The sequence below is a fragment of the Micromonospora avicenniae genome (assembly GCF_900156065.1).
In the GTDB taxonomy this organism is placed as follows: Bacteria; Actinomycetota; Actinomycetes; order Mycobacteriales; family Micromonosporaceae; genus Micromonospora; species Micromonospora avicenniae.
The window spans coordinates 88,161-115,091 of record NZ_FTNF01000011.1; the positions used below are offsets into that span (position 1 = coordinate 88,161).

General features: G+C 72.1%; 24 protein-coding genes. 10 read left to right on the forward strand and 14 right to left on the reverse strand.

The annotated features are described in order from the left end of the window. Positions 1 to 2: 2 nt before the first annotated feature. From BXA10_RS18100 to BXA10_RS18130, 7 genes are all read right to left on the reverse strand, one after another. Positions 3 to 704, reverse strand: coding sequence for an urease accessory protein UreF (locus BXA10_RS18100; RefSeq protein WP_076471567.1), 702 nt, complete (start codon positions 702 to 704; stop codon positions 3 to 5). Beyond that, positions 704 to 1,267 (reverse strand): urease accessory protein UreE, encoded by a 564-nt coding sequence (locus BXA10_RS18105; RefSeq protein ID WP_076471568.1) that lies wholly within the window; start codon positions 1,265 to 1,267, stop codon positions 704 to 706. The genes BXA10_RS18100 and BXA10_RS18105 overlap by 1 nt, the downstream gene beginning before the upstream one ends. A 94-nt stretch (positions 1,268 to 1,361) precedes the next feature. Continuing rightward, a complete protein-coding gene (locus tag BXA10_RS18110; RefSeq protein ID WP_076471569.1) occupies positions 1,362 to 3,080 on the reverse strand; it encodes an urease subunit alpha in 1,719 nt (572 codons plus the stop codon). A gap of 47 nt (positions 3,081 to 3,127) precedes the next feature. Further along, positions 3,128 to 3,583, reverse strand: a complete 456-nt coding sequence (locus BXA10_RS18115) for an urease subunit beta (RefSeq protein ID WP_076471570.1) — start codon at positions 3,581 to 3,583, stop codon at positions 3,128 to 3,130. Positions 3,584 to 3,622: 39 nt separating this feature from the next. After that, positions 3,623 to 3,925, reverse strand: a complete 303-nt coding sequence (locus BXA10_RS18120; protein ID WP_076471571.1) for an urease subunit gamma — start codon at positions 3,923 to 3,925, stop codon at positions 3,623 to 3,625. A 146-nt stretch (positions 3,926 to 4,071) separates the two neighbouring features. Next, entirely contained in the window at positions 4,072 to 5,340 is a 1,269-nt protein-coding gene (locus tag BXA10_RS18125) for a beta-propeller fold lactonase family protein (protein WP_076471572.1), read from the reverse strand. A 181-nt stretch (positions 5,341 to 5,521) separates the two neighbouring features. After that, the gene (locus tag BXA10_RS18130; protein WP_076471573.1) at positions 5,522 to 6,658 is read right to left on the reverse strand and encodes a citrate/2-methylcitrate synthase; all 1,137 of its coding nucleotides are present in this window, start codon (positions 6,656 to 6,658) and stop codon (positions 5,522 to 5,524) included. Between the two features lie 67 nt (positions 6,659 to 6,725). On the opposite strand from BXA10_RS18130, the gene BXA10_RS18135 reads away from it, so the two are divergent. Continuing rightward, positions 6,726 to 7,925, forward strand: coding sequence for a citrate synthase (locus tag BXA10_RS18135; RefSeq protein ID WP_076471574.1), 1,200 nt, complete (start codon positions 6,726 to 6,728; stop codon positions 7,923 to 7,925). Between the two features lie 64 nt (positions 7,926 to 7,989). On the opposite strand, the gene BXA10_RS18140 is transcribed toward BXA10_RS18135, so the two are convergent. From BXA10_RS18140 to BXA10_RS18150, 3 genes are all read right to left on the reverse strand, one after another. After that, positions 7,990 to 9,039 (reverse strand): zinc-dependent alcohol dehydrogenase family protein, encoded by a 1,050-nt coding sequence (locus tag BXA10_RS18140; protein ID WP_076471575.1) that lies wholly within the window; start codon positions 9,037 to 9,039, stop codon positions 7,990 to 7,992. A gap of 81 nt (positions 9,040 to 9,120) precedes the next feature. Next, the gene (locus BXA10_RS18145; protein ID WP_076471576.1) at positions 9,121 to 10,329 is read right to left on the reverse strand and encodes a D-alanyl-D-alanine carboxypeptidase family protein; all 1,209 of its coding nucleotides are present in this window, start codon (positions 10,327 to 10,329) and stop codon (positions 9,121 to 9,123) included. 240 nt (positions 10,330 to 10,569) lie between these two features. Further along, positions 10,570 to 13,470: an AfsR/SARP family transcriptional regulator gene (locus BXA10_RS18150; RefSeq protein WP_076471577.1), complete on the reverse strand. Its 2,901-nt coding sequence runs from the start codon at positions 13,468 to 13,470 to the stop codon at positions 10,570 to 10,572. A gap of 531 nt (positions 13,471 to 14,001) precedes the next feature. Here BXA10_RS18150 and BXA10_RS18155 point away from each other — a divergent pair. The 5 genes from BXA10_RS18155 (at position 14,002) to BXA10_RS18175 (ending at position 18,015) form a co-directional block, all read left to right on the forward strand. Further along, the gene (locus BXA10_RS18155) at positions 14,002 to 14,697 is read left to right on the forward strand and encodes a hypothetical protein (RefSeq protein ID WP_076471578.1); all 696 of its coding nucleotides are present in this window, start codon (positions 14,002 to 14,004) and stop codon (positions 14,695 to 14,697) included. Then, complete coding sequence (locus BXA10_RS18160) at positions 14,694 to 15,905, forward strand: S8 family peptidase (RefSeq protein WP_076471579.1); 1,212 nt, start codon at positions 14,694 to 14,696, stop codon at positions 15,903 to 15,905. The genes BXA10_RS18155 and BXA10_RS18160 overlap by 4 nt, the downstream gene beginning before the upstream one ends. 237 nt (positions 15,906 to 16,142) lie before the next feature. Then, a complete protein-coding gene (locus BXA10_RS18165) occupies positions 16,143 to 16,538 on the forward strand; it encodes a hypothetical protein (RefSeq protein ID WP_139338035.1) in 396 nt (131 codons plus the stop codon). Between the two features lie 110 nt (positions 16,539 to 16,648). Further along, on the forward strand, positions 16,649 to 17,437 hold the full coding sequence (locus BXA10_RS18170; protein ID WP_217696794.1) for an MBL fold metallo-hydrolase: 789 nt from the start codon (positions 16,649 to 16,651) through the stop codon (positions 17,435 to 17,437). Next, complete coding sequence (locus BXA10_RS18175) at positions 17,434 to 18,015, forward strand: DedA family protein (protein WP_076471581.1); 582 nt, start codon at positions 17,434 to 17,436, stop codon at positions 18,013 to 18,015. The genes BXA10_RS18170 and BXA10_RS18175 overlap by 4 nt, the downstream gene beginning before the upstream one ends. Here the strand turns inward: BXA10_RS18175 and BXA10_RS18180 are convergent. Further along, positions 17,960 to 20,299 (reverse strand): alkaline phosphatase family protein, encoded by a 2,340-nt coding sequence (locus BXA10_RS18180; protein WP_139338036.1) that lies wholly within the window; start codon positions 20,297 to 20,299, stop codon positions 17,960 to 17,962. The genes BXA10_RS18175 and BXA10_RS18180 overlap by 56 nt on opposite strands. A 127-nt stretch (positions 20,300 to 20,426) precedes the next feature. Then, positions 20,427 to 21,317: a LysR family transcriptional regulator gene (locus BXA10_RS18185; protein WP_076471674.1), complete on the reverse strand. Its 891-nt coding sequence runs from the start codon at positions 21,315 to 21,317 to the stop codon at positions 20,427 to 20,429. Positions 21,318 to 21,500: 183 nt separating this feature from the next. Here BXA10_RS18185 and BXA10_RS18190 point away from each other — a divergent pair, with 183 nt between their 5' ends. From BXA10_RS18190 to BXA10_RS18200, 3 genes are all read left to right on the forward strand, one after another. Beyond that, entirely contained in the window at positions 21,501 to 22,265 is a 765-nt protein-coding gene (locus BXA10_RS18190) for an SDR family NAD(P)-dependent oxidoreductase (protein ID WP_076471582.1), read from the forward strand. A gap of 21 nt (positions 22,266 to 22,286) precedes the next feature. Further along, complete coding sequence (locus tag BXA10_RS18195) at positions 22,287 to 22,658, forward strand: MerR family transcriptional regulator (RefSeq protein WP_076471583.1); 372 nt, start codon at positions 22,287 to 22,289, stop codon at positions 22,656 to 22,658. Between the two features lie 82 nt (positions 22,659 to 22,740). Continuing rightward, complete coding sequence (locus BXA10_RS18200) at positions 22,741 to 23,169, forward strand: tetratricopeptide repeat protein (protein WP_076471584.1); 429 nt, start codon at positions 22,741 to 22,743, stop codon at positions 23,167 to 23,169. Between the two features lie 181 nt (positions 23,170 to 23,350). Here BXA10_RS18200 and BXA10_RS18205 read toward each other — a convergent pair whose 3' ends face one another. Further along, on the reverse strand, positions 23,351 to 24,961 hold the full coding sequence (locus BXA10_RS18205) for an RICIN domain-containing protein (RefSeq protein ID WP_084752961.1): 1,611 nt from the start codon (positions 24,959 to 24,961) through the stop codon (positions 23,351 to 23,353). A 311-nt stretch (positions 24,962 to 25,272) separates the two neighbouring features. Between BXA10_RS18205 and BXA10_RS18210 the strand changes: the two genes are divergently transcribed. Next, complete coding sequence (locus BXA10_RS18210) at positions 25,273 to 26,211, forward strand: phosphotransferase enzyme family protein (protein ID WP_076471585.1); 939 nt, start codon at positions 25,273 to 25,275, stop codon at positions 26,209 to 26,211. Between the two features lie 40 nt (positions 26,212 to 26,251). Here the strand turns inward: BXA10_RS18210 and BXA10_RS18215 are convergent, their stop codons facing one another. Further along, a complete protein-coding gene (locus BXA10_RS18215) occupies positions 26,252 to 26,809 on the reverse strand; it encodes a winged helix-turn-helix domain-containing protein (protein ID WP_076471586.1) in 558 nt (185 codons plus the stop codon). Positions 26,810 to 26,931: the final 122 nt, after the last annotated feature.

Here is a 26,931-nt window from a genome sequence, read left to right on the forward strand (position 1 = left end):
TGTCAATTCATGAACATGCGGACATGCGCCTGGACGTGGGCTGCCGCCAGCACGTCGACCACCGGCGCGAAGGCGGACATGTCGTCGAGACCCACGACCGCCACCCGCTGGTACTCCTCGGCGGCCGTCGTGTTGACCTCGTAGAGGATCGCCTGGGTGTCCAGGTGACCGATCCGCATCAGCCGCAGGGCGGCGCTGAGCACCGTGGCTGCGACGCCGTACTGGTGAACGGCGAAGGCGTCCTGCTCGCTGAGTCCGAGGCCCGCGAAGAGCGCCCCGAGCGCGACCGGGTAGGTCACCGCGACGCCGTCCGCCTCGGCGTCCCGGAACCGTTTGTCGAGCATCGAGTCCCCGACGATCCGCGCCGCCGCCTCGGCCAGCTTGCGCCCCGTCCGCAGGGTCATCGTCCGAGATTCCTCGGACAGCTTGCGGAGGTGGACGGCCTCGTCCGCCCGGCGTACCAGGTCCAGGTCCCCGGCGAGTGCCCCGCGGTGACCGTGCAGCAACGCCACCCCGTCCCCGGTGGCCGCCACGTGGGTGACGGTCCGGACGAATTCCGCCAGCTCGGCTCGGTTGCGAACCACACCCGTCTGCACCGCCATCTCCAGTCCGCCGGAGAATGCGAAGGCGCCGACCGGGAACATCGAGTCCCCGAACTGAAGGATCCGCAGGACGGCCGGGATCGTCGGCCCGGGCGGAGTCATCAGTCGACGGCCTCGGGCAGGTGCGAGTGTGGCGTGGAGTCGGCACCGCCGAACAGCCGGCGGGACTCGTGTGGGGCGAGGTACGCGATGACCTCGGTGCCGGGCACGAAGCTGTGGGAGATGCCGCTCAGGTCGTGCGTTCGCATCACCGAGTCCATCACCTTCCGGTCCACGGTGAGCGGGACGTACATCCGGGTTCCCTTCACCACCGCGGGCCAGTGCTGATTGCCGATGGCGTGTCCCAACTCGACCGCCGAACGCAGGCCCAGCTCGACCGGCTCCTTCGCCAGCCGGCTGAGATCCACGACCATCACCTCACCCAGCTCGACGTGCGCCACGATGGCCGATGCCGCGCATTCGTCCCAGTACAGGACATCGCCGTCCCGCAGCCGGTTTCCCCGGCCCAGCGAGAGCGCCACCTCGACGCCGTCCCGAGTGTGCTTGCGCAACCGGTTCTTCTGCGCCTCCCACTGGTCGAGCATCAGGCGGTCCACCTGAACCGCGCCGAGCCGGTTCTGCCAGGTCGGCTCGTTCGCGTTGCCGAGTACCGATTCGACAAGCATCTCGTCGTCCTTCACTGCGGATTGACTGGTTGGCGGGATGGCGGTGCCCACCCGGCCTCGCCGCCCGCGAGGGCGGCCGACCGGGTGGCGCTCACTAGCTGAAGAAGTACAGCTGGGCCAGCGGAAGGGTGCTGGCCGGCGGCACGGTGGCGTGCACGCCGTCGACCTTCACCGCGAAGGTCTCTGGATCCACCTCGATGTGCGGCAGGACGTCGTTGCGCACCATATGGCGTTTGGTCAGACCCCGGGTCCGGCGTACCGGCAGGACCTGCCGGCGCAGACCCAGTTTCTCCGCGACGCCGGCCTCGTAGCCGGCCTGTGACATGAAGGTCACGCAGGTCTCGCTCAGGGCGGTGCCGTACGCGCCGAACATCGGCCGGTAGAGCACGGGTTGCGGAGTGGGCACGGACGCGTTCGGGTCACCCATGATCGACCAGAGGATCATCCCGTTCTTGATCACCATCTTGGGCTTGGCGCCGAAGAAGGCCGGCTCCCACAACACCAGGTCGGCGATCTTGCCGGGCTCGACCGAGCCGAGCAGGTGCGAGATGCCCTGGGTGATGGCCGGATTGATGGTTATCTTCGCGACGTAGCGCAGCACCCGGAAGTTGTCGTTGTCCGGCGAGTCCTCGGGCAGCCTGCCCCGGGCCACCTTCATCACGCTGGCCAGCTGCATGATCCGCAGCCAGTTCTCGCCGATCCGGCCCATCGCCTGCGAGTCGCTGGACATCATCGAGATGATGCCGAGGTCGTGCAGGACGTCCTCGGCCGCGATGGTCTCCGCGCGGACCCGGCTCTCCACGAACGCCACGTCGGAGGGGACCTTCGGGCTGAAGTTGTGGGCCACCATGATCATGTCGAACAGCTCGGCCTGGCTGTTGACGCCGTACGGGTTGGTGGGTGTGGTGGAGCTCGGCAGGCAGTTGATCTCGCCGGCCACCTTGATGATGTCCGGTGCGTGACCGCCGCCCGAGCCCTCGGTGTGGTACGTGTGGATGGTCCGGCCCTCGAACGCGGCGATACTGTCCTCGATGTAGCCACTCTCGTTGAGCGTGTCGGTGTGCACCGCCACCTGTATGTCGAACCGCTCCGCCGCGGTCAGCACCGACCGGATCGCCTGTGGCGTCGCGCCCCAGTCCTCGTGGAGCTTGAACCCGGCGGCTCCGGCGAGTACCTGCTCCTCCAGCGGCCCGAGGCCGGAGCTGTTGCCCCTGGCGATCAGGCCGATGTTGATCGGAATGCCCTCGAAGGCGCGCATCATGGCGTGCAGGTTCCACGGCCCCGGGGTGCTGTTCACTCCGTTGGAGCTGTCACTCGGGCCGGTCCCACCACCCCAGATGGTGGTGATGCCATTGCTCAACGCCGCGTACGCCTGCTGTGGCGCCACGAGGTGCACATGCGTGTCGATGCCACCGGCGGTCAGGATGAGATGCTCGCCGGAGATCGCGTCGGTGCCCGGACCGACAACGAGTTCCGGGGTGACCCCCGCCATCGTGTCCGGGTTGCCGGCCTTGCCGACGCCGGCGATCCGCCCGTCCTTGATTCCCACGTCGGCCTTCACCACGCCCAGCAGCGCGTCCAGGACGGTCACGTTGGTGATGACCAGGTCGACGACGCCGTTCGCGCTGGTGAACTCGGCGCTGGAGCCCATGCCGTCGCGCAGGGTCTTCCCGCCGCCGTACAAAGCTTCGTCGCCCAGCGTTCGCAGGTCGCGCTCGATCTCGATGTAGAGCTCCGTGTCGCCCAGCCGGATCTTGTCGCCGGTGGTCGGGCCGTACAGTCCGGCGTACTCCTGCCGGGATATCTGACTCATCTACTCTGCTCCCGGCCGCGGTCCGCGGCCCCCTGGTCCGGCTGTGTCTAGGTCGCGGTGTATCCGTCGGAGGTGGATCGGAAGCCTCGGCTCCGGGCCCGCTCGAGTGCCTTTGGCCGGTCCGGCTGGTAGCCCGGTGTGGGGCCGGTGCCGGTCCATCCGTTGACCAGGCCGTTGAATCCGTACACCCGCTGTCGGCCGGCGAAGGGTACGAGCTGGACCGTCTTGCGGTCGCCCGGCTCGAAACGGACGGAGGTGGCCGCCGGGATGTCCAGCCGCCAACCGAAGGTCGCCGCCCGGTCAAACTCCAGGCTTCGATTCGTCTCGAAGAAGTGGAAGTGCGAGCCGACCTGGATCGGACGGTCTCCGGTGTTGCGCACCTCGATCTGGATCGTCGGCCGGCCCGCGTTCAGCTCCAGAGGTTCGTCCGACAGGACGTACCCGCCGATGGGCCACCGGTGTTTCGCGGTGGGTCCGGGGTGCCGGCTGTAATCCTTTGCCATCCGCTGCCTCCCATTCCTCGTTGCCCACCCGGTGCGCGGCTACTGGATCGGCGCGTGCACAGTGACCAGGCGGCTGCCGTCGGTGAACACCGCCTCGACCTGGACCATCGGCACCATGTCGGCCACTCCGTCCATCACGTCGGCCCGGGTGAGGACATGACTGGCGGCATGCATCACCTCCTCGACCGACTTCCCCTCCCGCGCCCCCTCGAGGGCGGCGGCGGTGACCACGGCCACCGCCTCGGGATAGTTGAGCTTGAGTCCGCGGTCCTTGCGCGCCGCAGCGATCTGAGCCAGCGAGAGGATGAGTAGTTTCTCCAGCTCCCTCGGCGTGAGATGCATGTCCTCGTCCCCTGACGTCGACCCGTACCGCGCTGGAACCGGGCGCTTCCGGCGCCCGCAGCCCACGATAAGGCGACGGAAGCGAATTTATCGGGCATACCTGGTTAAATAGGCTGCCTTTCCAGCGGGCGGGCGCGTGTTGGGGGTCAGACGCCGGCCAGACCCTGCGGGCTGTTGTGGGGGATCGGCATGCTCGTCAACTCTTCGAGTGACCCGTCCGGCTGGACGGTGTATCCCATCAGCTTGGAGGCGTTCCCATAGATCTGGTAGAGGTACGCCCCGTCCGGGGTCAGCCAGCTGCAGCTCGGGCCGCTGCTGACCGTGCCGTTGAGTGCCCTGAAGGTGCCGTCACCCGGGACCCTCGGGCACGCGGGATCACGGGCCACCACCGGCTCCGGCCCGTCGATGCGGAAACTGCTGATGCCGCTGTATCCGAAGTTCGTGGCGAACGCCCACCGGTCATCGGGGGAGATGGACAACCAGCACAGCTCGGAGGGCTTGCCGGCGCTCGTGTCGATCTGCACGGGCCGGCCGATGCTCACCCGGCCGTTGTCGTCGATGGTGCCCTTCGCGATGCCGTCGCCCACCGCGTACCCGATGACGAAGGTGTCCGGCTGGTTGTGCAGAAAGGCGATGAAGAACGGGGAGCCGCCGTTCGCGTCGTACAGCGAGGGCTGGCCGAGGGTGGCGTCCGGCAGCACCGGGAAGACGATGAGACCGTCAGGATCGGGCTCGTTCGACGCGATCGACTTCGGCTTGCCGTCGGGCCCGGGAACCCAGAGAATCGCCGACCCGTCCGGGTTCGCGGTGGGCGGCTGGTCGAACGTGGTGCCGACGAAGAGAAACCGCTGATCCGGCGAGAGCGTCGCCATGGTGGCGACCCGATTCGGCTTGTCCGGCGTGTTCACCGTGTACCGGTCCAGCCGCAGGCTGAGCTTCCCGGCACCGTCGACCGACATCAGACGCACGTGGTCCGGCCCGAACGAGTGCAGTACGACGAGCGTGCCGATCGACGGTACGTACGCCAGGGACTTGGCCGTGCCGCTCCGGCCGGTGACCGGGTTTCCGGTCGACGTGCGATCCACCACCGTGAGGCGGCCGTCGCTGCCGACACTGAAGCTGGTCACGGTGTTGTCGCCACCGTTCGTGGTGAAGAGGAATCGTCGATCCGGCGTGAGAAGAACGCTACCGGCACCCTCGAACGCGTTCGGCGCGCTCTCCTGGCCACTGATCGGCTTGAAGGTCCCGGAGCCGGCACCGCCGGTGGGGACGCGTTCCACCTCGGTGATGATGCCGTCCGCGGAGCGCAGGTAGTGGACGATGGCGTTGCGTGTCTCGTTCGTCTGCATGTAGACGTGGCCGCCGTGCCGGAAACCCTGCGTCGCTGCGGTCGCTCCAGCGTGTTTGTGCCCCATGTCGACGCCCCCGTGTCCGCTCCTACGCCAGCCGGATCTCACGATGCCCGGCCGGTGGTCGGGCCGCCGCGAAGGCGACGGCGGCGGAGCCCGCGGCCGGCCCAATCCGAAACTACTGGAGCGAGCCGGGCCGCGCGGTCGCTAACCGGAACTCCGCCGGTCGGTCGTCGAGCGGTGCTGATCAGGGCAGTGGCTGCGGCGCGCGGGGACCCACGTACCGCGAGTCCGGCCGGATGATCTTCGAGTCCTCCGCCTGCTCCAGCACGTTCGCGCACCAGCCGATTACCCGGCTGGTCGCGAAGGTGGGCGTGAACATCTCCCGGGGCAGGCCGCACAGGTGCATGACGACGCCCGCGTAGTACTCCACATTGGTGTGCAGCTCCCGGCCGGGCTTGAGCTCCGCCAGCAGCGACAGCACCCGCTCCTCGACCGCCACCGCGAAGTCCACCAGGTCTCCGCCGAGCTCCCGCGCGATCCCCTTGAGCATCCGGGACCGGGGGTCCTCCGTCCGGTAGATCGGGTGCCCGAATCCCATGATCCGCTCACCGCCGAGGATGCGCGCGCGCAACCAGGCGTCGGCCCGGTCGACGGAACCGATGGCGTCGAGGGTGTCGAGGGCCCGGCTCGGGGCGCCGCCGTGCAGGGGGCCGGAGAGCGCGCCGAGCGCGCCGCCGATACACGCGTACAGGTCGGCGCCGGTGGAGGCGATGACCCGCGCGGTGAACGTCGACGCGTTGAAGCCGTGGTCCACGGTCGCGATGAGGTAACGCTCGATGGCGCGCGCCTGCGGTTCGGACGGCTCCTCGCCGCTGATCATGTACAGGTAGTTGGCGGCGTGCGGCAGGTCGTCGCGCGGCGCGATCGGCTCCAGACCGGCCCGCAGACGGTACAGCGCCGCGAGCAGGCTGGGCGTGAGCGCGCAGAGCGTCATGGCCTGCGCCCGGCGCTCGGCCGGCGACGTGTCGTAGAGCGGGCGGGCGCCGGCGGCGAGCCCGGCGACCGCGAGCGCGGCACGCAGCCCACCCATGGGATCCGGTGAGGAGCAGGCGGCGGCGATGCCGGGCAGCGCGGCGGCGACCGCCGGCGGTACGTGCCGCAGCGGCGCGATCTCCCGATGCAGAGCCTTCGGCTCCGCCGGTAGGGACCCGTCGATCAGCAGCGCCCAGACGTCCTCCAGCGTGCGGCGCTCGGCGAGGTCGATCGCCGAGTACTGCCGGTAGTGGTAGAAGCCCTCACGGCCACGGACGCGGCCGATCGTGGTGTCGGTGACGACGACGCCGGCGAGGCCCCGGGGAACGGTGATGGTGGTGTCAGCCATGCGGGCAGCCTCACGTTCATCGACGACCCGGTCAACATTGATCCAGTCAATATGAGAGCATGGCCACATGCCGGACGACCAGCTGCTGACGACCGCCGAGGTGGCCCATCGCCTGCGTATCAAGCCAGAGACGATCTACGCGTACGTCAGCCGAGGGTTGCTTGCCCGCGTCAAGGTTCCCGGCGAGCGGATCAGCCGTTTCCGGCTGGCCGACGTCGAGCGGCTGGCCGCCCGCACCCAGGCGACGCGGCCGGATCGGGACACCGCCGCGACGATGCGCACCGCCACGACACTGATCGCCTACGGGCGGCTCCACTACCGGGGCGTCGACGCCGCGAAGCTCGCCCCGGTGACCCCGTTCGAAGAGATCGCCCGGTGGCTCTGGACCGGGGAGCGGCGCGGGGAGAGCTTCGTGGCCGCTCCGGAGTCGATCGACGGTGCCAGACGAGCCAGCGCCCACCTGCCGGAGCACGCCCGGACCTTCGACCGGCTTCTGGTGGTCGTCGCGCTCGCGGCCGCGATGGATCCGCTGCGCTTCGACCTGGCGCCGGCCACCGTGGCGGCGCTCGCGCCCGGCCTGCTGGCCACCATGGTCGACGCGCTGCCCCTCGCGGGGCATGCGGCCGCGGACGACAGCCTGGCGGCCCGCCTGTGGCCCCGGCTGACCCGGGAGCCGGCGACCGCGGAGGGCCTTCGGGCGCTCAACGCCGCACTCGTCCTGCTCGCCGATCACGACCTGGCCGCCTCGACCATCGCGGTACGGGTGGCGGCTTCGACCCGCGCGAATCCGTACGCCGCAGTGCTGGCCGGCCTGGGCGCGCTGGACGGGCCGCTGCACGGCGCCGTGGGCGGGACGGTCCACCGGATGATCGAGTCGGCGCTGCGGGACGGGGTCGCGGCCGCGATCGCCGACTCGCTGCGCACCGGCGGCCTGCCCGGATTCGGGCATCCGCTCTACCCGGACGGCGACCCGCGCGCGGCCGCTCTCCTCGACCTGGTGACTCCGCTGCCCGCCCCCGGCGAGTTGCGCCGCGCCGTGGACGCCCTGATCAGCACCGCGGTCCGGCGGGGCAGCCGGCCGAACGTCGACTTCGCCCTCGCCGTGCTGGCGCACACGAGCGGCATGGGCCCCGGCGCCGCCGAGGTGATCTTCGCGATCGCCCGCACGGCCGGCTGGATCGCGCACATCATCGAGGAGTACGCCCAGCCGAGCAACCGGTTCCGGTGGAGCAGCGGCTACGTCGGACCACCGCCGATGTCGGTGTGAACCCGGCCCCGGACGTCGGCACCCGCCCCCGCGCTCGCCCGGCTCAGGTGGCGGACCGGCGCGATCACCAGGGCCGGATGAGACACATTCCGCCGAAGCCGGGCCGGTCCATGGTGCTCAGCGCCTCGGGCGCCTCGTCGAGGCCGATCGTGCGGGTGACCAGGTCGGCGGGGCGCAGCACGCCGGCGCTGACCAGCCGCAGCAGCTCCGGGTAGGCGTGCGCCGCCATGCCGTGGCTGCCGCGCAGCTCCAGCTCGTACGCGATCACCAGATCCATCGGCAGCGCCGGACGCCCCTGAGCGGTGGGCAGGAGCCCGACCTGCACGTGCCGCCCGCGCCGCCGAAGGCTCTCGATCGACGCGACGCAGGTGGCGTGACTGCCCAGTGCGTCCAGCGAGAGGTGGGCGCCGCCGCCGGTGGCCTCCCGAACGGCGGCGGCCACCGCGCCGGGGGCGGTGAGGGCGCTGCCGTCCACGCAGACCGCGGCTCCGAAGCGTCGGGCCAGCTCCAGGGCGGCGGGGGAGACGTCCACCGCCACGACCTGCGCGCCGCACGCCGCGGCGATCATCACGGCGGAGAGGCCGACGCCGCCACAGCCCTGCACGGCCACCCACTCGCCGGCGGCGACGCGCCCCTGCGCCACCACCGCCCGGAACGCCGTGGCGAAGCGGCAGCCGAGGGCCGCCGCGGCCGGGTGACCCAAATCGTCGGGGAGCCGGACCAGGTTGACGTCCGCGTCGTGCACCGCGACGTACTCGGCGAACGATCCCCAGTGAGTGAAGCCCGGCTGGGTCTGCCGCTCGCACACCTGCTGGTCACCGCCGAGGCATGCCGGGCAGTGCCCGCACGCGCACACGAACGGCGCGGTCACCCGGTCGCCGCGCCGCCACGCACGTACGCCGGCACCGACCGCCTCGACGACGCCGGCGAACTCGTGGCCGGGCACGTGCGGCGGGCGGATGTCGGGATCGTGCCCCTGCCAGCCGTGCCAGTCGCTGCGACACAGCCCGGTCGCCTCCACCCGGACCACCACGCCCCCCGGCGGCGGTACCGGATCGGGAACATCGCGGACCTCGGGCCGGGCACCGAAGTCGTCGAAGATCACCGCACGCATGCGCGGATCCTGACATGCCCGGGTCGCAGCCGGCACACCCGGCCCCGCCGGCCACCCCGGCGGGCCGTTTCGGCGCGGCCCTTACCGCCGGTCGGACTTCGATCGGCCGGCCCTGCGCCGCCACGGGATCACCACCAGGGCGACGGTCAGGACGAACACGCCGCCGAGACCGAGGCCGACGGGCAGCAGCAACGAGGTGGGCCCGGCCGTCTCCTCCTCGCGCTCTCCCTTGACCGGCACGACGGGTTGGTCGTACTTCTTCTCCTCCGGTGCCACCAGGTGGCCGACGGACGCGCCACGCGGAAGCGCGAAACCCCAGTTGAGCAGCGCCGCCGCCTCACCCAGACTGCCCAGCGGAGCGGTCTCCGCGCCCAGGAGGGTGACCGCGAGCCGCCGGCCGTCGCGTTCGGCCACCCCGACGTACGTCTGCCGCGCCAGGTCGGTGAAGCCCGTCTTGCCCCCGAGCGTGCCCGGGTAGTGGCCGAGCAACGTGTTGTCGTGCGTGATCTCGAGGGCCGGGCTTCCCGAGCGTGCCGGTATCCGCGCCACCTCGGTCGCCATGTACCGCCGGAAGTCCTCGCGGGCGAACGCCGCCCGCGCGATCAACGCCAGGTCGTACGCGCTCGTGTACTGATCGGGGCCGTCGAGACCGGAGGGGGTCGCCGCGTGCGTCTGGTACGCCCGCAGCCGGCGGGCCTCCTCGTTCATCGCGTCGACGCCGCCCTGCCTCCCGGCGCTGCCGCCGCCGAGGCGGGCGAGCACGTTGGCCGCGTCGTTGCCCGAGCAGAGCAACAACCCCAGCCACAGGTCCTCGACGGCGTACCGGCCGCCCGCCCGTACTCCCATCAGCGAGCTCTCCGGGTCGAGGTCGAGCAGGTCCGACCGCGCCACCTCCACCTCCTGCGTCGGGTCGAGCCGGGGCATCAGCGTGGCGGCGAGCAGCAGCTTCTGCACGCTGGCCGGCGTCCGGCGCTCGTGCGGCCCGCACCCGCCCAGGACCTCGCCGGTCTTGAGGTCCGCCACGAGCCACGCGGTGGCGGTCACCGCCGGCGCCTTCGGCACGCCGGACGGGATCGCGAGCCCGGCGGTCGCGAGGGCCTCGCCGCCGACCGCGCGCTGCGCGGGGTCGACCGGCGGCGGAGACGGGACGGCCGGTGCCGGCGTCGGCGGCTTCACCGCCGGACAGGGCAGGTACGGCGCCGCGGCCGTCCGCGCCGGTGGCGTGATCGCGACGGCGGGCAGGGCCAGAATGGCGCCGAGCGCCACGGAGGTAACCCGAACGATGGTCACGCTTACGTACGGTAATCCGCCATTCGCCGGGTACCTGGCGAATGGCGGAAGTAGTGCTCTCGGCCCCTGCCGCCTACCGCGCTCGGCCGCCTGTACGAGTACCCGGAGATGGCCCATGCCTTCATGCTGCGGCGACCCGGCGCGCGGACCGGCGCGGTGCTGACCGATGTCATCCGACGTGTCGACAGCGGGCGCCGCATCCCACCCACCCGAGTGCCGTGCGGCCCGCCCGCGCGGAGGTCACCCGGGTAGTGCGGCGAGCCGGTCGCGGAGCTGGTCGGCGTCCGGGTGGGTGAGTTCGTCGAGGATGGCCAGGGCCTGCCGCCAGGTCCGGCCGGCGAGCGGCGGATCGCCGGCTGCCAGGTGCAGCTCGCCGAGTCGGGTGAGCGTCCTGCTCTCGTAGTAGCGGCTGCTCACCTCGCGGTAGCGTTCGAGCGCCTGCTCGTACAACGCGACGGCCCGGTCGTGCTGGCCGAGGTGATGGTGGATGAATCCGAGACTGTCCAGCGTCACTGCCTCGCCGTGCCGGTCGTCCCCGATCTCGCGGTGCAGGGTCAGCGCCTCCCCGCAGTAGGCCAGCGCCTGCTCGTAGTGGCCGAGATGGGCGTGCCACCAGCCGATGTTGTTGAGGGCGTTCGCCTGGCCGGAGAGCTGACCGGTCTTCCGCCAGAGCGCCAGCGCCTGCTCGGCGTGGTACAGGCCCAGCTCGGGCTGCCCCAGCCGCCCGTGTACCCAGACCAGCCCCATGTGCGTGTCGGCCTCGGAGTTCGCATCGCCCAGCTCGCGGAACTGGTCGAGTGCGAACTCCAGATGTGCCTGCGCGTCGTCGTCGCGGCCCAGGGCGGCGATCGCGACAGCGAGGCTGCGGTGCAGGTGAGCCCGGCCCGCCGAGTCGGTGATCCGGCTCGCCGCCGTGACCACCGTCTGCTGGGTGGCCGCCATGGTGTGCCAGAGCCCGCACCGGTGGAAGAACGTGGTGAGGATGCCGGCCAGCTGCCAGGTGTGCCGGTCGAAGCCGTTCTCGGCCGCCTGGTTGATCACGCCGAGCAGCACCCGTTGCTCGCTGGCGAACCAGGCGACCGCCTGCCGTGGCGCGGCGAGCTCGGCCACCGCTACTCCGGGACCGGGCGCGGCCAGCGACATCAACTGCTGGCCCGGGTAGAGCAGCCGGTTGGCGAGGTCAGCGGTGTGCAGGTAGTGGTCGAACAGGCGGCGTTGTGCCTGTCCGCGTTCGGACGCCGCCTCGTGCACGTGAGCCAGTTCGCTGGCGTACGCCCGCAGGAGATCATGGGACCCGTACCGGCCGGGACTCTGCTCGAAGAGCAGGTGCGCCCCGGTCAGCGTGGCCAGCAGCGGTCGAACCTCGCGGACCGGAACGCCCGCGAGGCTCGCGGCGGCCGGGGCGGCGATGTCCGGTCCCGGATGGAGGCTGAGCAGCCGGAACAGTCGGGCGGCCCGCGGATCGAGCGCCCGGTACGACCAGGAGAAGACCGCCCGGACGCCGGTGAACGTCTCGTCACCGTCGAACGCGTCCAGCCCGCCACGGGCGGCTCGCAGCTCGTTCGCGATGACGGTGAGCGGGAAATGGGGATTCGCGGCGGCACGTGCGGCCACGATGGCCAGGGCGAGCGGCAGCCGGCTGCAGTGGGAGATGATCTCGTCGACCGCGTCGGGCTCGGCGGCGGCCCGCTCCGCACCGAGCCGGTTCGCCAGCAGCCTGCGCGCCTCCCCGGTGGTGAGCAGGTCCACGTGCATCGGATGGGCGCCCTCGATCACCGTGAGGCCACTGAGCCGGTTCCGACTGGTGATCACCACCATGGACCCCGCGGAGCCGGGCAGGAGCGGCCGGACCTGATCGGCGTTCTGTGCGTTGTCCAGCACTATCAGCATCCGCCGGTCGGCGAGCAGGCTGCGGAAGAGGCTGCTCTGCGCGGCCGGCATCGCCGGGATTCGCTGCGCCGGCACCTGCAACGCGTGCAGGAAGGCGTGCAACACCTCCGACGGGCTCGCCGACGTCGCTTCCGGGTCGAACCCGCGCAGGTCCGTGTACAGCTGCCCGTCGGGGAACCAACGGCGGGCGTGGTGGGCCCAGCGCAGCGCCAACGAGGTCTTTCCGACTCCCGCCGTGCCGGTGATCGTGACGATCGTCGGATCGTGACGCTCGTCCGTACCGTCGGGCACGAGCGCGTCCAACCGGGACAGGTACGCCGTACGACCGACGAACGCCGCCACCCCGGCGGGTAGCTGCGCCGGGACGACGGCCAGCGGCGGCTGCACTTCCCGAGGGCTGCCGGCCCGGCCGGGCGTCCCGGACGCCGTGCTCGGCTCCGCTCCGGCGGCCGCCGTGACCACCGCCGCACCGGACCCGGACCCGACGGCGGGGTCGAGCCCCGGGCTGTCCGTGATCACTGCCGCATGGAGGTCGCGCAGCGACGGTCCGGGCTCCAGGCCGAGTTCGGTGACGAGCAAGCGGCGGGCATCCCGGTACGCGGCGAGCGCGTCCGCGCGGCGACCGCTGCGGTAGAACGCCAGCATCAACTGACCGTGCAGCCGTTCCTGCAGGGGATGGTCGACGACGAGTTCGGCGAGCTCCGACACGAGTTCACGGTGCCGACCGGCGGCGAGGTCGGCGTCGATCCGGTCCAGCAGCGCCGTCAGGCGCGACTCCTCGAGACCGCCGCAGAGCCGTTCCCGCACGGTACCGGTGGCGGCGTCGGCGAGCGCTGGCCCACGCCAGAGGTCGAGCGCGGCGCTGAGACGCGCGGAGCGCCGCCGCGGGTCGGTGAGGATCCGCGCCCCCTCGACCATCCGCTGGAAGCGGTGCAGGTCCACCGATTCCGACGGCACCGACAGCCGGTAACCCTCACCGAGCGCCAGCAGGCGGACCTGGCCGTCGGCATTCGGGCCGGCTGCGACCCGCACCGCCTTGCGGACACGCGAGATCAGTGCCTGCAGCGTCGCCCTGGCGGTTGCCGGCGGTCGCTGTCCCCAGAGGACACCGATGAGCCGCTCGGCGCTGACCACCCGGTCGGGGTCGAGCAGGAGCATCGCGAGCATCAGCCGTTCCTGGCGACGCTGGAGCGAGATCAACTGCCCGTCGTCGGTGTACAGCTCCACCGGACCCAGCAGCCGGAACTTCATTCGCAAGATCCTAGAGGTACGCGACAGCGGCATCGGACCGCGTTGGCGGGCCGTTGGCAAGGCGGTGGCAAGCGTCGGGTGCCAGGGTCGCCGGGTTCCACAGATGAATCCGGTAGTGCCCAGCCCCCGCGGCGGGGCGGGAAGGCCTTCTTCGTGTCACAGCCACCCACGCCGTACCACCCGCACGGTGGAACCGCGTACGGGCCGCCAGGGCCCGCGCCCGCCGCGCAACCTGCCGGAGCGCCGGCGCCCTACGCGGCGTATCCGGTTCCGCCAGGGCAGCCGGCCGGACCAGCGGCGCCCTACGCCGCGCAGCCTGTTCCGCCCGGACAGCCGGCGGCGCCGTTCGCGCAGCCGGTTCCACCCGGCCAACCGGGCGGACCGCCGACGCACTACGCGGCGCAGCCGGTTGCACCGCCGCCCTTCGCCGGTGCGCACACCCAGCCACCGTCCGCACCGCCGCCGTTCGCGGGTGCGTACACCCCGCAGCAGGCGCCGCCGGGCGCGGGCCGACCACGCGGTCGCAAGCGCGTGGTCTTCGGAATGCTGGCCGCCGCCTTCGGTGTGGTGCCGCTGCTGCTCGCCGGGGTGGCGACGTTCGTGGTGGTCAAGAACCACCGGATCCAGACCGGCAACGACGCGTTCGCCGCGGTCGCCTGGCACAACCTGCGCACCGACGAGGTCTTCCCGGACTTCCTCAACGATCCCTACCAGGTCGGGGAGCAGCCGCCGGGGTGGTCCCGGCAGGGCATGGCCGAGCAGAAGGACTGCCAGGGGGTGCTGGCCGACAACCTCACCGAGGCGGTGATCGCGCAGGGGTGCGTGAGTGTGCTGCGGGCGACGTACGTGCACATCGACGGCGACATGGCCGCCACCGTCGCGCTCTGTGTGGTCGGTTCGTACCAGCAGGCGACCGAGATCGAGGAAGAGTTCAGCTCGGAGACCGCACCGATGGTGGTCCCGCTGGCGGTGCCCGGCACCACGGCCGCGGGCTGGAATCGCAAACTCGCGTACGTCGGCCGGGCGAGATCTGTCGGGCTCGACACCAACTCACCGCCGTACGTGGCGGCCGTCACCGTGGGCCCCCTGCACGCCCGCCAGTACGGAAAGCTACCCGGAGACTGGGCCATCAGCGGGCGTGCCGAGCAGAAGCTGTTCCAGGGCGTCGCCGACGAAGTCGTCGGTGCGTTCGCCCGCAGCTTCGACAACCTGGCGAACGGCCGATGAGGGCGGGGGCGTTCCGGGCGGTGTCACGCGCCGCCGTCGCGCTCTGTGTCGCCGGGGCACTCGTCGCGTCGGCCGCGCGGGCCCAGGCCGCCGGCAAGGGCTGGGAACTCGATGCTCTCTCGGTGCCGGCGGCGCACAACATCAGCAAGGGCGACGGGGTCACCGTCGCGGTGATCGACAGCGGCATCCGGAGGGACCACCCGGTCCTGGACGGCCGCGCCTCCGAGGGGCCCGACTTCCTGGGGGAGAACGATCAGAAGGAGTCCTGGTACGGATCGCACGGCACGTCGATGGCCTCCCACGTCCTCGATGTCGCGCCGAAGGCGAAGGTGCTCGGACTCCGGGCGATTCGGGACCGTGAGGACCCCGACTACCAGACCTGGGAGGAGAGCATGGCGAGGCCGAACCCGCAGACCGCGCACGCGGTGCGGAACGCCATCCGTTACGCGGCCGACCACGGCGCACGGGTCATCTCAATCTCGCTGGGCACGGAGGACCCGTTCACCCCGTACGACGAGGGAGAGGCGCAGGCCATCCAGTACGCCCTCTCGAAGGGGGTCGTGGTCGTCGCATCGGCCGGCAACGACGGCGACGCGCAGAACCTGGTCGCCTACCCGGTCGGCTATCCCGGCGTGATCGGCGTGGCCGCCAGCACCCCGTCGGGCGGGCGGGCCTACTTCTCGACGGTGCACTCGTACGTGGACGTGGCCGCTCCGGGTGTCGACATCTGGGGCGCCGACGTCAAATCGAAAGGGCGGGTGTCCGAGCAGGGCTCCTCGCCGGCGGGCGCGCTCACCGCGGGCGTCGCCGCGCTGATCGTCGCCAAGTACCCGAAGCTCGCCCCGCGACAGGTCGCCGACATTCTCCAGAGCACCGCCTCGCACCCGGACCGGCACGACCCGAAGACCGGCTACGGCGTCGTCAACGCGGCCAAGGCGCTGCGCGCGGCCGGAAAGGTCAAGGCGCAGCCGTACGTCCTGCCGGTGAACGCCGAGGGCGCGGGTGGGCACTTCGGTCCCGGTGATGACGGGACGCCCCGGCGCGTCGGTCAGCCGATCGACGTGGCCGTGCTGGTGGTGGCCGTCGTCCTGGGTCTCGTCGCGTTGGGAATGATCCTCGGGGGAGTGCTGCTCGTACGCGGCGGCCGGCGCGCCCGCCGGCGTTCCCCGGGCCCGCTAGCGGCCGGGACACCTCCGCCACAGTGGTGAACCCGCACACAGCGCCGCCCCTCGACCGGTTGGTCGAGGGGCGGACCTGCGCATGTCCGCGGAGGTCACCTCTGCTCCGTCCGGCCGGGAGGCTCCGCCCGCCGCGTACCGCGCGCTCGTGGGTCGAGTCAGGTGACCAGTCATGTTGATGCACAGTGGACCCGTTCGTCGGTCCCGGACACCGACCGCCGTCCGCACAGCGCGCGGACGCTCCGTCCGTCGGGTCGGGTGATCGCCATGTCCACCCTGCCCGCGCCCCGGCGCCGCTCCACCACATCGGTGCCCGGCCCGTACGTGCAGTACCTGCAGGCCCGGCTGCTGGAGGCCGAAGCCGGCCTGACCGCGATGAGCGAGAAGTACGAGCGGACGAAGGCCCGCTTCGACCGCTGCTACGCACGCCGCGGCATCACCCCGGACACGGACATCGTCAACTACATCAGCGCGAAGTCGATGAACCCGGAACTCAAGTTCTGGTACGCCAAGGTCGAGCATTTCCAGCGGGAGGTGGCCGCGTACGGGGCGGTGCTGACCGGGCTCGACGCCGCGCGCCGGATGCTCGCCGACGCCGGCTACCGCGTCTGCGACGACCCGCGGCAGCGCAACGGCAGGCGAACGCTGAACCGCGCCGCCTGACGAGGTGCCCTGTCCGCCCGGCCTCGTCGTGTGGTCCGCGGCGGCGCTCGGGCGAGCCGGCGGCAACGCCCCCGCCGGGCCGGAGAAGCAGGTCGGATACGGTGGCAGGCGTGACCGAGACGGGTACGGGTGGTGCCGCGGTGCGCGTGACCTGGCACGGGCACAGCACCGTGTGGATCGAGGATTCCGGCACCCGGCTGCTTACCGATCCGCTGCTACGGGACCGGCTTGCGCATCTACGACGTCGCCGCGGGCCCACGCCGCAGCTGTCGGGGGCGCCGGACGCCGTGCTGGTGTCACACCTGCACGCCGATCACCTGGACTTCGCGTCGCTGCGCCGGCTGCCCGGCGACCCCGCCCTGGTGGTGCCGGCCGGGGCGGCGCGGCTGGTCCGGCGGGCGCTCGGCGCCGCCGCCGACCGGTGTGTGGAGCTGGCAGTCGGTGAGACGACCACGATCGGCCAGGTCAGGGTCACCGCTGTGCCGGCCGCCCACGACGCGAGCCGTGGCCCCTGGTCCCGGCACCGCGCACCCGCCGTGGGCTACCTGCTGGAGGGTGCGACCCGCACCTGGTACGCCGGCGACACCGGTCTCTTCGACGAGATGGGCAAACTGGGACCGCTCGACCTGGCGCTCGTTCCCGTCGCCGGGTGGGGGCCGACGCTGGGCCCAGGCCACCTCGACCCGGCCCGCGCCGCCGAGGCGGTACGGCGGGCGGCGGCGGCCTGGGCGGTGCCCATCCACTACGGCACGTTCTGGCCGTTGGGCTGTGACCGGATCCGGCCCGATCGGTTCCTGCCGCCGGGCGAGGACTTCGCCCACCACGCCGGTGTCGTCGCGCCCGGCACCCGGGTCCGCGTGCTGAACCCGGGCGAATCCTGCACGATCACCCGCTCATGACGGCGACGCTCGGCGCACTGGGCTGGCTGATCCTGGTGGTGCTGTTCGGCTCGGTCGTCCCGGTGGTGCCGACCGGCGCGGCGGTCAGCGGCGCGGCCGCGCTCGCCGCCCACCAGCACCCGCTGACCGTGGTCCTCGTGGTGGCCGCCGGCGCGCTCGGCGCGTACATCGGTGATCTGGCCACCTACCTGGTGCTGCTCTGGGGCGGTGAACGCATCGCCCGGCGCCTGCGGTGGCTGCGGGAGCCGCAGCGGTTCGACCGGATGGCCGCCCGGGTGCGCGAGGGCCGCGTGTCGCTGCTGCTGGTGTCCCGGCTGATTCCCGGCGGGCGGGTGCCGGTGCTGCTCGCGGGAGCGGTGGCCGGGCTGACCTGGCGGCGCTTCGCGGTCGCCAACGCCCCGGCGAGCCTGAGCTGGTCGGTGCTCTACGCGGCGATCGGTGTCGTCGGCCGGGCCATCTTCCCCGAGCCGTGGCAGAGCGTGGTCGCGGCGATCCTGCTCGTCGTCCTGGTCACCCAGGGCCTCAGCTGGCTGAGCCGGCGCCGGACGGCGCCGGAGCCTCCGCCGGCGCGGCCATGACCGGCAGCGGTACGCCCGACCGCCCGGGCGCGGCCGCCAGGTCGGTCTCCGCCGCGAGCCCCATCTGCTCGGGCGGCGCGCCGTCGGCGGAGCGGCGCAGGCCCAGCTGCCCCAACCAGGCGAGCAACTGCCGGTGTACGGCGTCCGGGCCGACCAATTCGCCGTTTTGAGCCCAGCCGGCGGGGTGGACGAGCAGGGCCTCGGTCTGCCAGCCGCCAAGCCCGCCGTGGCAGCCCACCAGTTCCTCGAAGGCCGCCACCTCCTCCAGGCTCGGGTCGACCGCGCTGATCACCACCAGGTCACCGACGTGCTCCATCGTCTGGTGCCGCAGCAGGTCCCGCCGGGCCCGCGGGCCGTACGGCAGCAGCGGGTCGTCGCCCTCGACGTGCCCGTCGCGCAGCCGGTGCCAGCCGCGCGGCCCGACCGCCAGCGGCCCGGCGGCGGAGTCGACGACGACCACCCCGATGCCGGGGTGCGTGGCCAGACCGTCGATCAGCCCCGGGGCGACGACGTCGATGCGTTCCCGCGTCAGCTTGCCCGGGTGGTGGGCGAGGTAGATCATGGCGAGGTTGCCGGAGGCCACCACGACGGTCTGCGGGTCCGTACGCGTCGCCGCCTCCTCCCGGTCGGCCGGTCCGAGGCTCACCTCCCCAGCCGGTCCGGACCGCATGGCGGCTCGGGTGGCCGCGGCGGTGACACCGCCCCGCCCCGCCACCTCGGTGAGCAGCGTGTTGACCCGCCCCCACTCCTCGACCCGTCCGGCCGCCTCGACGCTCGTGCCGCCGGGTGCCGGTCGACCGTCGGTGGTGGGCGCGGCTGCCGGCGGAGTTGCGAGCCGGGCCACCACCTGGGCGAGGGACTCGCCGTACCGCTGGCGGAAGGTGGCGCCCTGACTCTGGCCGTGATCGCTGAGCACCACGATGTGGTAGCGCCGGGCGGCCTCGCCGGCCAGCCGCTCCAGGATGCCGAGCGTGTGGTCGAGGGATTCGAGCGCCGCCATCGCCTCCGGCCGGGCCGGGCCGGCGTGGTGGGCCACCTCGTCGTAGTCGACGAAGTCGCAGAAGATCACCGGGGCGCCACGGGCCATCTGCTCGGCGATGAGTGAGACGTTCAGGTCGTTGAGCAGGCTGGCCAGCGGGCGAAGCGCCAGGTATGAGCCGCGTCGCTCACCTCGGGGCTGCACGCCGCGTACCCGCTGGCGTCGCGCCTCGTGCAGCTCGCGCAGCACCTGCCCGGCGCTGAGTACGACGGCCCGGGCGAAACCGTACGGGCTGGTCATGAACGCCGCGTAGCCCGGGGTGGAGCGGCCGGGCAGGCCGGCACGGCTGACGGTGAGCAGGCTGGTCGAGGCGTCGCCGGAGAAGGCGGTGCTGATGCTCACGCCGCCGTCGCGCAGCAGTCCGCTGCCGGTGCTGAGGCGCCGCTCGATGTCGGCGGCGTCCCGGGGTCGGCTGGTCACCACGAGGCGGCCGGGGGAGCCGCCAGCCGTCGCCTTCTCGTACCAGCGGTAGGCCGGCACGTGACGCACGTCCCCGTGCAACAGGCCCGCCTGGGCCGCTGGGGTGGTGGCCGGCAGCCCGGTGTGCCAGCGCGTCATCCGGTGGCTGCGCGAGCGCAACCAGCGGCCGAGCGTCGGTAGGTTGCCCGCCCGTACGGCCCACTGCACCAGCGGCGCGGCCACGCCGTCGAGCTGGATGATGAGCAGCCCGTCCGCGAGCTTCCCGTCCGCAGGCGGGGCGGCGGAACGGGACCGCCGCCAGGGTCGGGCGGGTCGCCGGCGGCCCGCCGTCCGCCGCACCCGGGTCATCAGCCGGAGCGTCTCGCTGACGAACGTGTCGTCGGTGCCGGCGTCGGCGAGCCAGTTGACTATCGCGGCGAGCGCCACCGCGACCCACGCGGCGACGAACGCCACGGCGAAACCGGCGACGTGTGCCTCGGGGTCGAGGCGCAGCGCCACGTACATGACGACCGCCTGCACGCCCACGCCGATGGCGAGCGCGCCGAGCCCACCGAGCGCGGTGGCCAGGGCGAGCAGCAACGGACGCAGCACCGCCCCGACGACCGTGACCAGCGCCACCAGCCACAGCATCGCGACCAGGCCGCTCGCGGTGACCCCGGGCAGCAGCCAGAGCGTGGTGCTGAGCACCACGAACGAGGTCGCCATGCTGCGTACCAGCGCGCGTGTCCGTGCGCCGGTCGGCCGGTAACCGCGCAGCACCCGCAGCGCCACGCGGACGGGTTCGGGCAGCCGGCGGCGCTTACCGGCATCCACCTGCGGATCCATCCTCGCCACGATGCCACATCCGAGCTATCAAGATCCTCCCCGTGCGGAGTGGGTCACACCGGCACGAGGCTCGGCCCGGTCCGGCGCGATCCGCCACACCGGCCGTCCTTCGGCGGGACCGACATGTTCAACGCTCGAGGTGGCCGTCCACCATCCCGAGCAGAGCGTTGGCTGCGGCGCTCACCCGCCGCCCGGTGGCCGTCGCCGCGTGCAGCGCCCACTCCAGCGACTGGTCGGTGACCGGCAACGCCGTCACCTCGGGCCCCGGCGGCACGTTGCGCACCGGCAGGATCGCCACCCCGAGCCCGTGCCGGACGAAGTCGGCGGCGACGGTGACGTCGGCCACCTCCATGGCGATGTGCCGGTCCAACCCGGCGGCGCTGAACGCCTGGTCGTTGGTGGTCCGGTTGGCGTAGCCGAGCGGATAGTCGATGAACGTCTCCTCGGCCACGTCCGCGAGCACGACGCTGTCCCGCTCGGCGAGACGGTGTCCGGCCGGCACCACGAGCACCTGGGGCACCGGCACCAGCATCCGCGTCTCGAGGTTCGGGAAGGGCCGGCGGCCCACCCCGAGGAACGCCACGTCGATCTCACCGTCGACCAGCGAGCGGGCCAGGCCGGCCGAGCCGTTCCAGGTCGCGGCCCGCAGGTGCAGCGCGACCCGGGGATTCCGGGTGTGGAACTCGCCGAGCAGGCCCGCGAAGTCGATCCCGCCGACGCCGGTCAGGCAGCCGACCACCACCGTCCCGCGCAGTTCCCGGCCGACCTCGTGCACCGCTTCCCGGGCGGCCTGCGCCGCGTCGAGGGTGGCCCGCGCCTGCGGTAGCAGTGCCTCGCCCGCTTCGGTCAGGTCCACCCGCTGCGCGCTGCGTTCGAACAGGGTCGAGCCGAGTTCCCGCTCCAGCGCGGAGATCGCGGCGGAGACCGCCGACTGCACGACGTGCAGGCGGTTGGCGGCCCGGGTGAAGCTGCGCTCCGTGGCGACCGCGACGAAGTACTCCAGGTGCCTGAGTTCCACGCCGCCCAGGATCACACACGTCGGCGGCCGGTCCTGCCGCCGGAGCCGGCCTTCCTCGCCGTCCCCGTCCAGCGGCGAGGAACCACGCCGCGCCCGGCTCCGGTGCGGGCGCCTACCGGGCCGTCCGCGAAGCCCGCAATGAACTTGACCTTGACGTACGCGTCAATGTCTACGGTCGCTGCCATGACGAGTGCGCAGTTCGACGGCAAGGCAGTGATCGTGACCGGTGGCGGTACCGGCATCGGGCGGGCGACGGCCCGGGCGTTCGCCGCCCAGGGTGCCGGGGTGCTCGTCGTCGGTCGCACGGCGTCGCGGCTGGCCGAGACGGCCCAGGGGCTGCCGGGTGTCCGCCCACTCGTCGCCGATGTCGCCGCCCCGGGCGCCGCCGAGATGATCGTCGGTGCGGCCCTGGACCACTTCGGCCGTGTCGACGTACTGGTGAACAACGCCGCTGTCGTCCGACGGACGCCGCGGGACGACACGAGTGGCCGGCAGGCCGCCGGGCAGATGGTCGCCACGAACCTGCTCGCCCCGATGTACCTCGCCCAGGCGGCCCTGCCGCAGCTGGCCACGCACGCAGGTGTGGTGGTCAACGTGAGCACCGCCATCGGCCAGCGCGGATGGCCGATGCCGGACGGCGGGCTGTACGTGGCGTTGAAGGCCGCGTTGGAGACGCTGACCCGGACGTGGGCCGTCCAGTTCGCGCCGCACGGAGTCCGCGTCGCGGCGGTCGCTCCCGGGCCCATCGCCACGCCGATCGCCCAACACCAGGGTCTGGACCCCGGGCAGGCGGCGGCGCTGCGGACCGCCCTCATCGCGCACGTACCGCTCGGGCGGATCGGCCAGCCGGACGAGGTCGCCTTCTGGATCACCCAGCTGGCCCGGCCCGAGGCCGCCTACACCACCGGCGTGGTCATCCCCGTCGACGGTGGCGCGGTCGTCGCCTGACCGCCCGGGTAGCCTCACGCCGTGCGGATCGGCGAGCTGGCCCGGGTCACCGGTGTGTCGACCAGGACCCTGCGGTTCTACGAGGGCCTGGAGCTGCTGGAGTCCCGGCGCGCGTCCAATGGCTACCGCGAATACGATCCGGCGGCGGTGGTGCGGGTGCGGAACATCCGTCACCTGCTCTCCACCGGGCTGACCCTGGACGATGTCGCCCACTTCCGCCGTTGCCTCGACGGCGACCTGCGTGCCGCCGCGCCGGCCCCGGCCATGGTCGCGCTCGCCCGGCGGAGGCTCGCCCTGCTCGACGAGCGGATCAGGGCGCTCAGCGCGGCCCGGGACAACCTCGCGCGCGGTCTGCGGGATGCCGTCGGCGACGGTGCTCCGTCGTGTCGATGACGAACGGTCCTCGCCGGGCTTGACCCTCGAGCCGGTCGAGTCCGCATGATCTCCGTCGCTGACCGAGATGAGGGAGTGGGCGATGGATCTCGACAGTCCGGTGCTCCGGATGTGCCAGGACGGCATGCGCGCCGAGGCCGAGGGCCGACCGGCGGCGGCCCGTACGCTCTTCCGGCTGGCGTGGGACGCGAGCCGCGACGACTACGAGGCCTGCGTGGCGGCGCACTACCTGGCGCGCCAGCAGAGCGACCCCGAGGAGATTCTGTACTGGAACCGCGAGGCGCTCGCGCGCGCCGACAAGGTCGGGGACGACCGGGTGGCTGCCTTCTATCCGTCGCTGCACGTCGGGGTGGGGCTCGCGTACGAGCGGCTCGGCGATCCCGACCGGGCGCGGGTCGCGTTCGACCGGGCCCGGGAGCACGTGCCCGCGCTGCCACCCGGCGAGTACGGCGACCTCCTGCGCGCCGCCATCACCGAGGGCCTGGCCCGCCTGCACGGGCCGCAGGATTGAGACCCGGTCGCGCCCCGCTGACCTGCGGCCGGGCCGCTACCGTCAGGCCGCCGCGCCGCACCGGGCGGGTCACCGGCTGATCGTCGGCCAGATGCCGGTGAACCGGGCAGGGGAAACGTAGGTGCGGGCGGCGCATGGCGGGCCGTCGCCGGGCGTCCGGCGACGGCCCGCCACGTACGGGTCAGTTGGGGTTGTCGCCGTGGGTCAGCGTCTCCCAGGCGACGAAGAGGTTGTTGGTACCGGCGGGACGTTGCTGCAACGTGAGGGTCCGCGTGTTGGTCATCGCGTTACCCAGGCGGTTGGCCATGGCGTTGTAGCCGACCTCGGTGATCGGACCGAGACCGCGGACCAGGCTTCCGTCGCAGAGCCAGGACGGCGGCGCTTCGCCGAGCTGGTACCGGGAGTGGAAGCCGAGAGCGTGCCGTAGCCGCTCCCCGACCTGCGGGTAGAGGTCCTGGCCCTGGATCCGCGAGGTCTCCGCGACGTGTGAGATCGCCGAGATGCCGTACCCGGTGTGGGTGAAGTCGCGGCAGGTCTCCTGGGCGAGCCCGGCCACGAAGGTGGACTGGTCGTGCCAGTAGCCGATGATCTCGCCGGGGGTGTCCAGGCCGCTGCCGGGGACCGTGTACGGCAGAGGGCCGTCGCTGGGCAGGTAGACGAAGGCGCGGGTGCGGTTGAGGAACCGGGCCACCGCCGCGTTGTAGGCCGCCCGGTCCTCCATGAAGACGGAGATGCCGACGGCGGCCTCCATCATGGTCAGCTCCCAGTTCCCGTTGCTGTTGGAGCCGACGCGTACCACCGGCAGGTAGACGTTGCGCAGCATGGTCGAGAACCGGTTGACGTTGGGCCAGCTGCTGTACGTGTACCTGATGATCTCCGCGGCGCGGGGCCAGACCGAGCCCGCCCATCCGGTTTGCAGGGGGGCGTTGCTGCCGGTGTGCGAGGTGATCGTCGCCGACCAGGCGTCCATGATCTGGATGGCCTTCTGTGCGTACCGGCTGTCGCCGGTGATGTACCACGCGAGCGCGTCGGTGTACGCGGCGATCGCGTCCTCCCGCTCGTCGGTGCAGCCGTTGTTCGGGTTGGAGTAGGAGCCGCACTCGACCACCGGGCGCGGCAGCGGGTTGCGTGACAGTGAGGCGTACCGGCTGCTCATCATCTGGTCGAACGCCGACGTCCAGGGCTGCGCGCCGGCCTGCACGCGGCCGCGGATGAAATCGAGTTGCCCGCGGCTGACCAGCACACCGGGGTGGGTGAAATCACCGGACGGCGGTGGTGTCGTGCCGCCGCCGGGCAGCGTCCAACTCTGGTTCGCGGCACCGGTGCAGGTCCAGATCTGCAACGGTGTGCCGTCGGCGGAACTGGGGCCGGTCGCATCCAGGCACTTGCCCGAGTTCGGGTTGACCAGCTGCGTACCGTTGGCCGCCCACTGCTGTGCAGCGGTGCCGTTGCAGTCGTAGATCTGCACCTTGGCACCGTTGGTGTTGCTGGCGCCGGCGACGTCGAGGCACTTGCCGAGCGCTCGGGTGGTGCCGTCGTCCGCGACTGTCCATTGCTGGGCGGCGCTGCCGTTGCAGGTCCAGAGCTGCACCTGGGTGCCGTTGGCGGAGCTGGCGCCGGACACGTCGACGCACTTGCCGCCGTACCCCGTGATGGGGCCGACGGTGGCCGCGTACGCGGTGGGGGCGCCGACCATCGCGCTCGCGGGTACGGCGAGGGTGACCGCGGCGAGCGCGGCGGCCAACCGGGTGCGGCGCCGGCGGGGTGGAGGTTCGGGTGATCGTCGCGCCATGTCAGGATCCTTCCCACCGCGATGCGGTACATCCGGGACAAATCCGCCGTTGACCGGCGCGCCGGCAATCGGATGGTGGTGCGGGGCTGTCAGGCCTGGTCGATGGCAGGGGCTCGGTCGGGACGGCGGAACAAACTGTTAATTGTCTTAATCATTACATGTAAACTCATCGTTATCAATGTCGGCATGCTGAGTACCAGGCAACGAACGGCATGCGGGTGAGCGGTACGTCCGCGGGCATCCGTCCGCGGACGCGCCGGATCAGGGACGGGAGTGCGATGGTGACCGAGCCGGGGCGGAGCAGGGGCGCTGTGAACGGAACACCGGCGGAGCAGGGCCTCGACCGCGAGGTGTGCGCGCGGTGGCGACTGACGCCCGGGCCGGCGCTCGGGCACCGCGGGACGGGGACGTGGGCGGTCACCCGCGGTGGTGAGCCGTTCGTGGTCAAACACCTCCATCCGCAGCGCTTTCCCGACTGGCGTTACACGCTGCGGGTGGCGGCGGCGTTGCGCGCCCAGGGGTGGCCGACCCCGGAGCTCGCCGAGGAACCGGTGACCGTGGCCGGCGGCGCGTGGGTGCTCTTCCATCGCCTCCCCGGCCGATCGCCGAACCCGACCGACGCGGGCAGGCCCGCCGAGGAGCGCGCTCGGGGGAGGCTGCTCGCCGAGCTCCACGCGTCCGCAGCGGCCACCGGCATCGTCGACCAGCGGCGCGGGTTCACCGGCCCGGCGGAGCTGGTGCGCGACCCGGTGCTGGACCACTGGCTGCGCGTGCACGAGGCTGCCCGCCCGGACGAGGGGCGAGCGCTGCGGGCGTACCGTGACGCGGCGCTGCGATGGTTCACCGACAATCCCGTCGGGAACGCTCCGCGCAGCGTCGTCCACGGCGACTTCGCTCCCTGGAACCTGCTGTTCGACAACGGCCGGCTGACCGGCGTCGTCGACTTCGAGGGAACCCACCACACGTACCAGGTGGCCGACTTCGCGTTGTCCTGGCGTGGCTACCACGACGACGTCCTGCGGGGCTACGACGAGGTGCGCCCTCTGTCGGACGGCGAATGGGCGTTGGTGCGGCCGGCGTTCTGGGCGTGGCTGTTCATCGGGATGAAGGATCTGCTCGCGTGCCACTACGGCGGAGTCAGGCGGGTCGACTCGCTGCCGACGCTCGAATGGCAGGTCCGTCACCTCCGGAGGCACTCACCTCTGCTCGCGGCGAAGGCGGGCGCGTCCCCGCTGGCCTTCGAGCGGTGACGCGCGCCGGCTGGGTAACGGCTGCCTGAAAAAGGCAACGTCAGCCGCCGCCGACCCGTGGTTGCCGGTGGTCGGTCAACCGGAGGCCGACGCCGCGTACCGCGTCGATGGTGACGCCGGTGCCGAGCTCGCCGAGCTTGCGGCGCAGCCGCTTGACCAGTGACTGGATGTCCGCCCGGCGCTCCAGGCCCTCGTCGCGCCAGACCGCCCGGTGCAGCTCGGCGTAGCTCCACACCCGCACCGGCTCCGCCGTGAGGCAGGTCAGCAGATCGTGTTCAAGCCGGGTGAGCGCGATCTCCTGCTCGCCGTAGCGCACGGTGGACCGGGCTGAGTCGATCAGCAGTGCGTCGTCGACCGGATCGGGCGGGGTGGGTGGCGCCGGCGCCACGCCAGGCAGCTGGCGCGGGACCGCGATCAACCGACGCAGTTCGTCGACATCGGCCACCAGCAGCAGTGGTGCGGCGCCGTCGAGGCGCTCCGCGAGCCGCAGTCGCTCGGCAGGCGACGGCGCCACCGCGATGACCAGCGGATACAGCTCCTCGGCCGGATCAGGACCGTCCGGCACAGCAATCTCGTCGACCTCGCCCACCGTACCCATCCCGGGACTGACGGGCAGTGTCTGCCCGCATTGATCTTGGTCGTGACAATTGTTGGCAGGCGTCAAACCGCCGCCAACAAGCTCTTAGTGACAACTTGCTCACCGCATGTGCTTGATCGTCC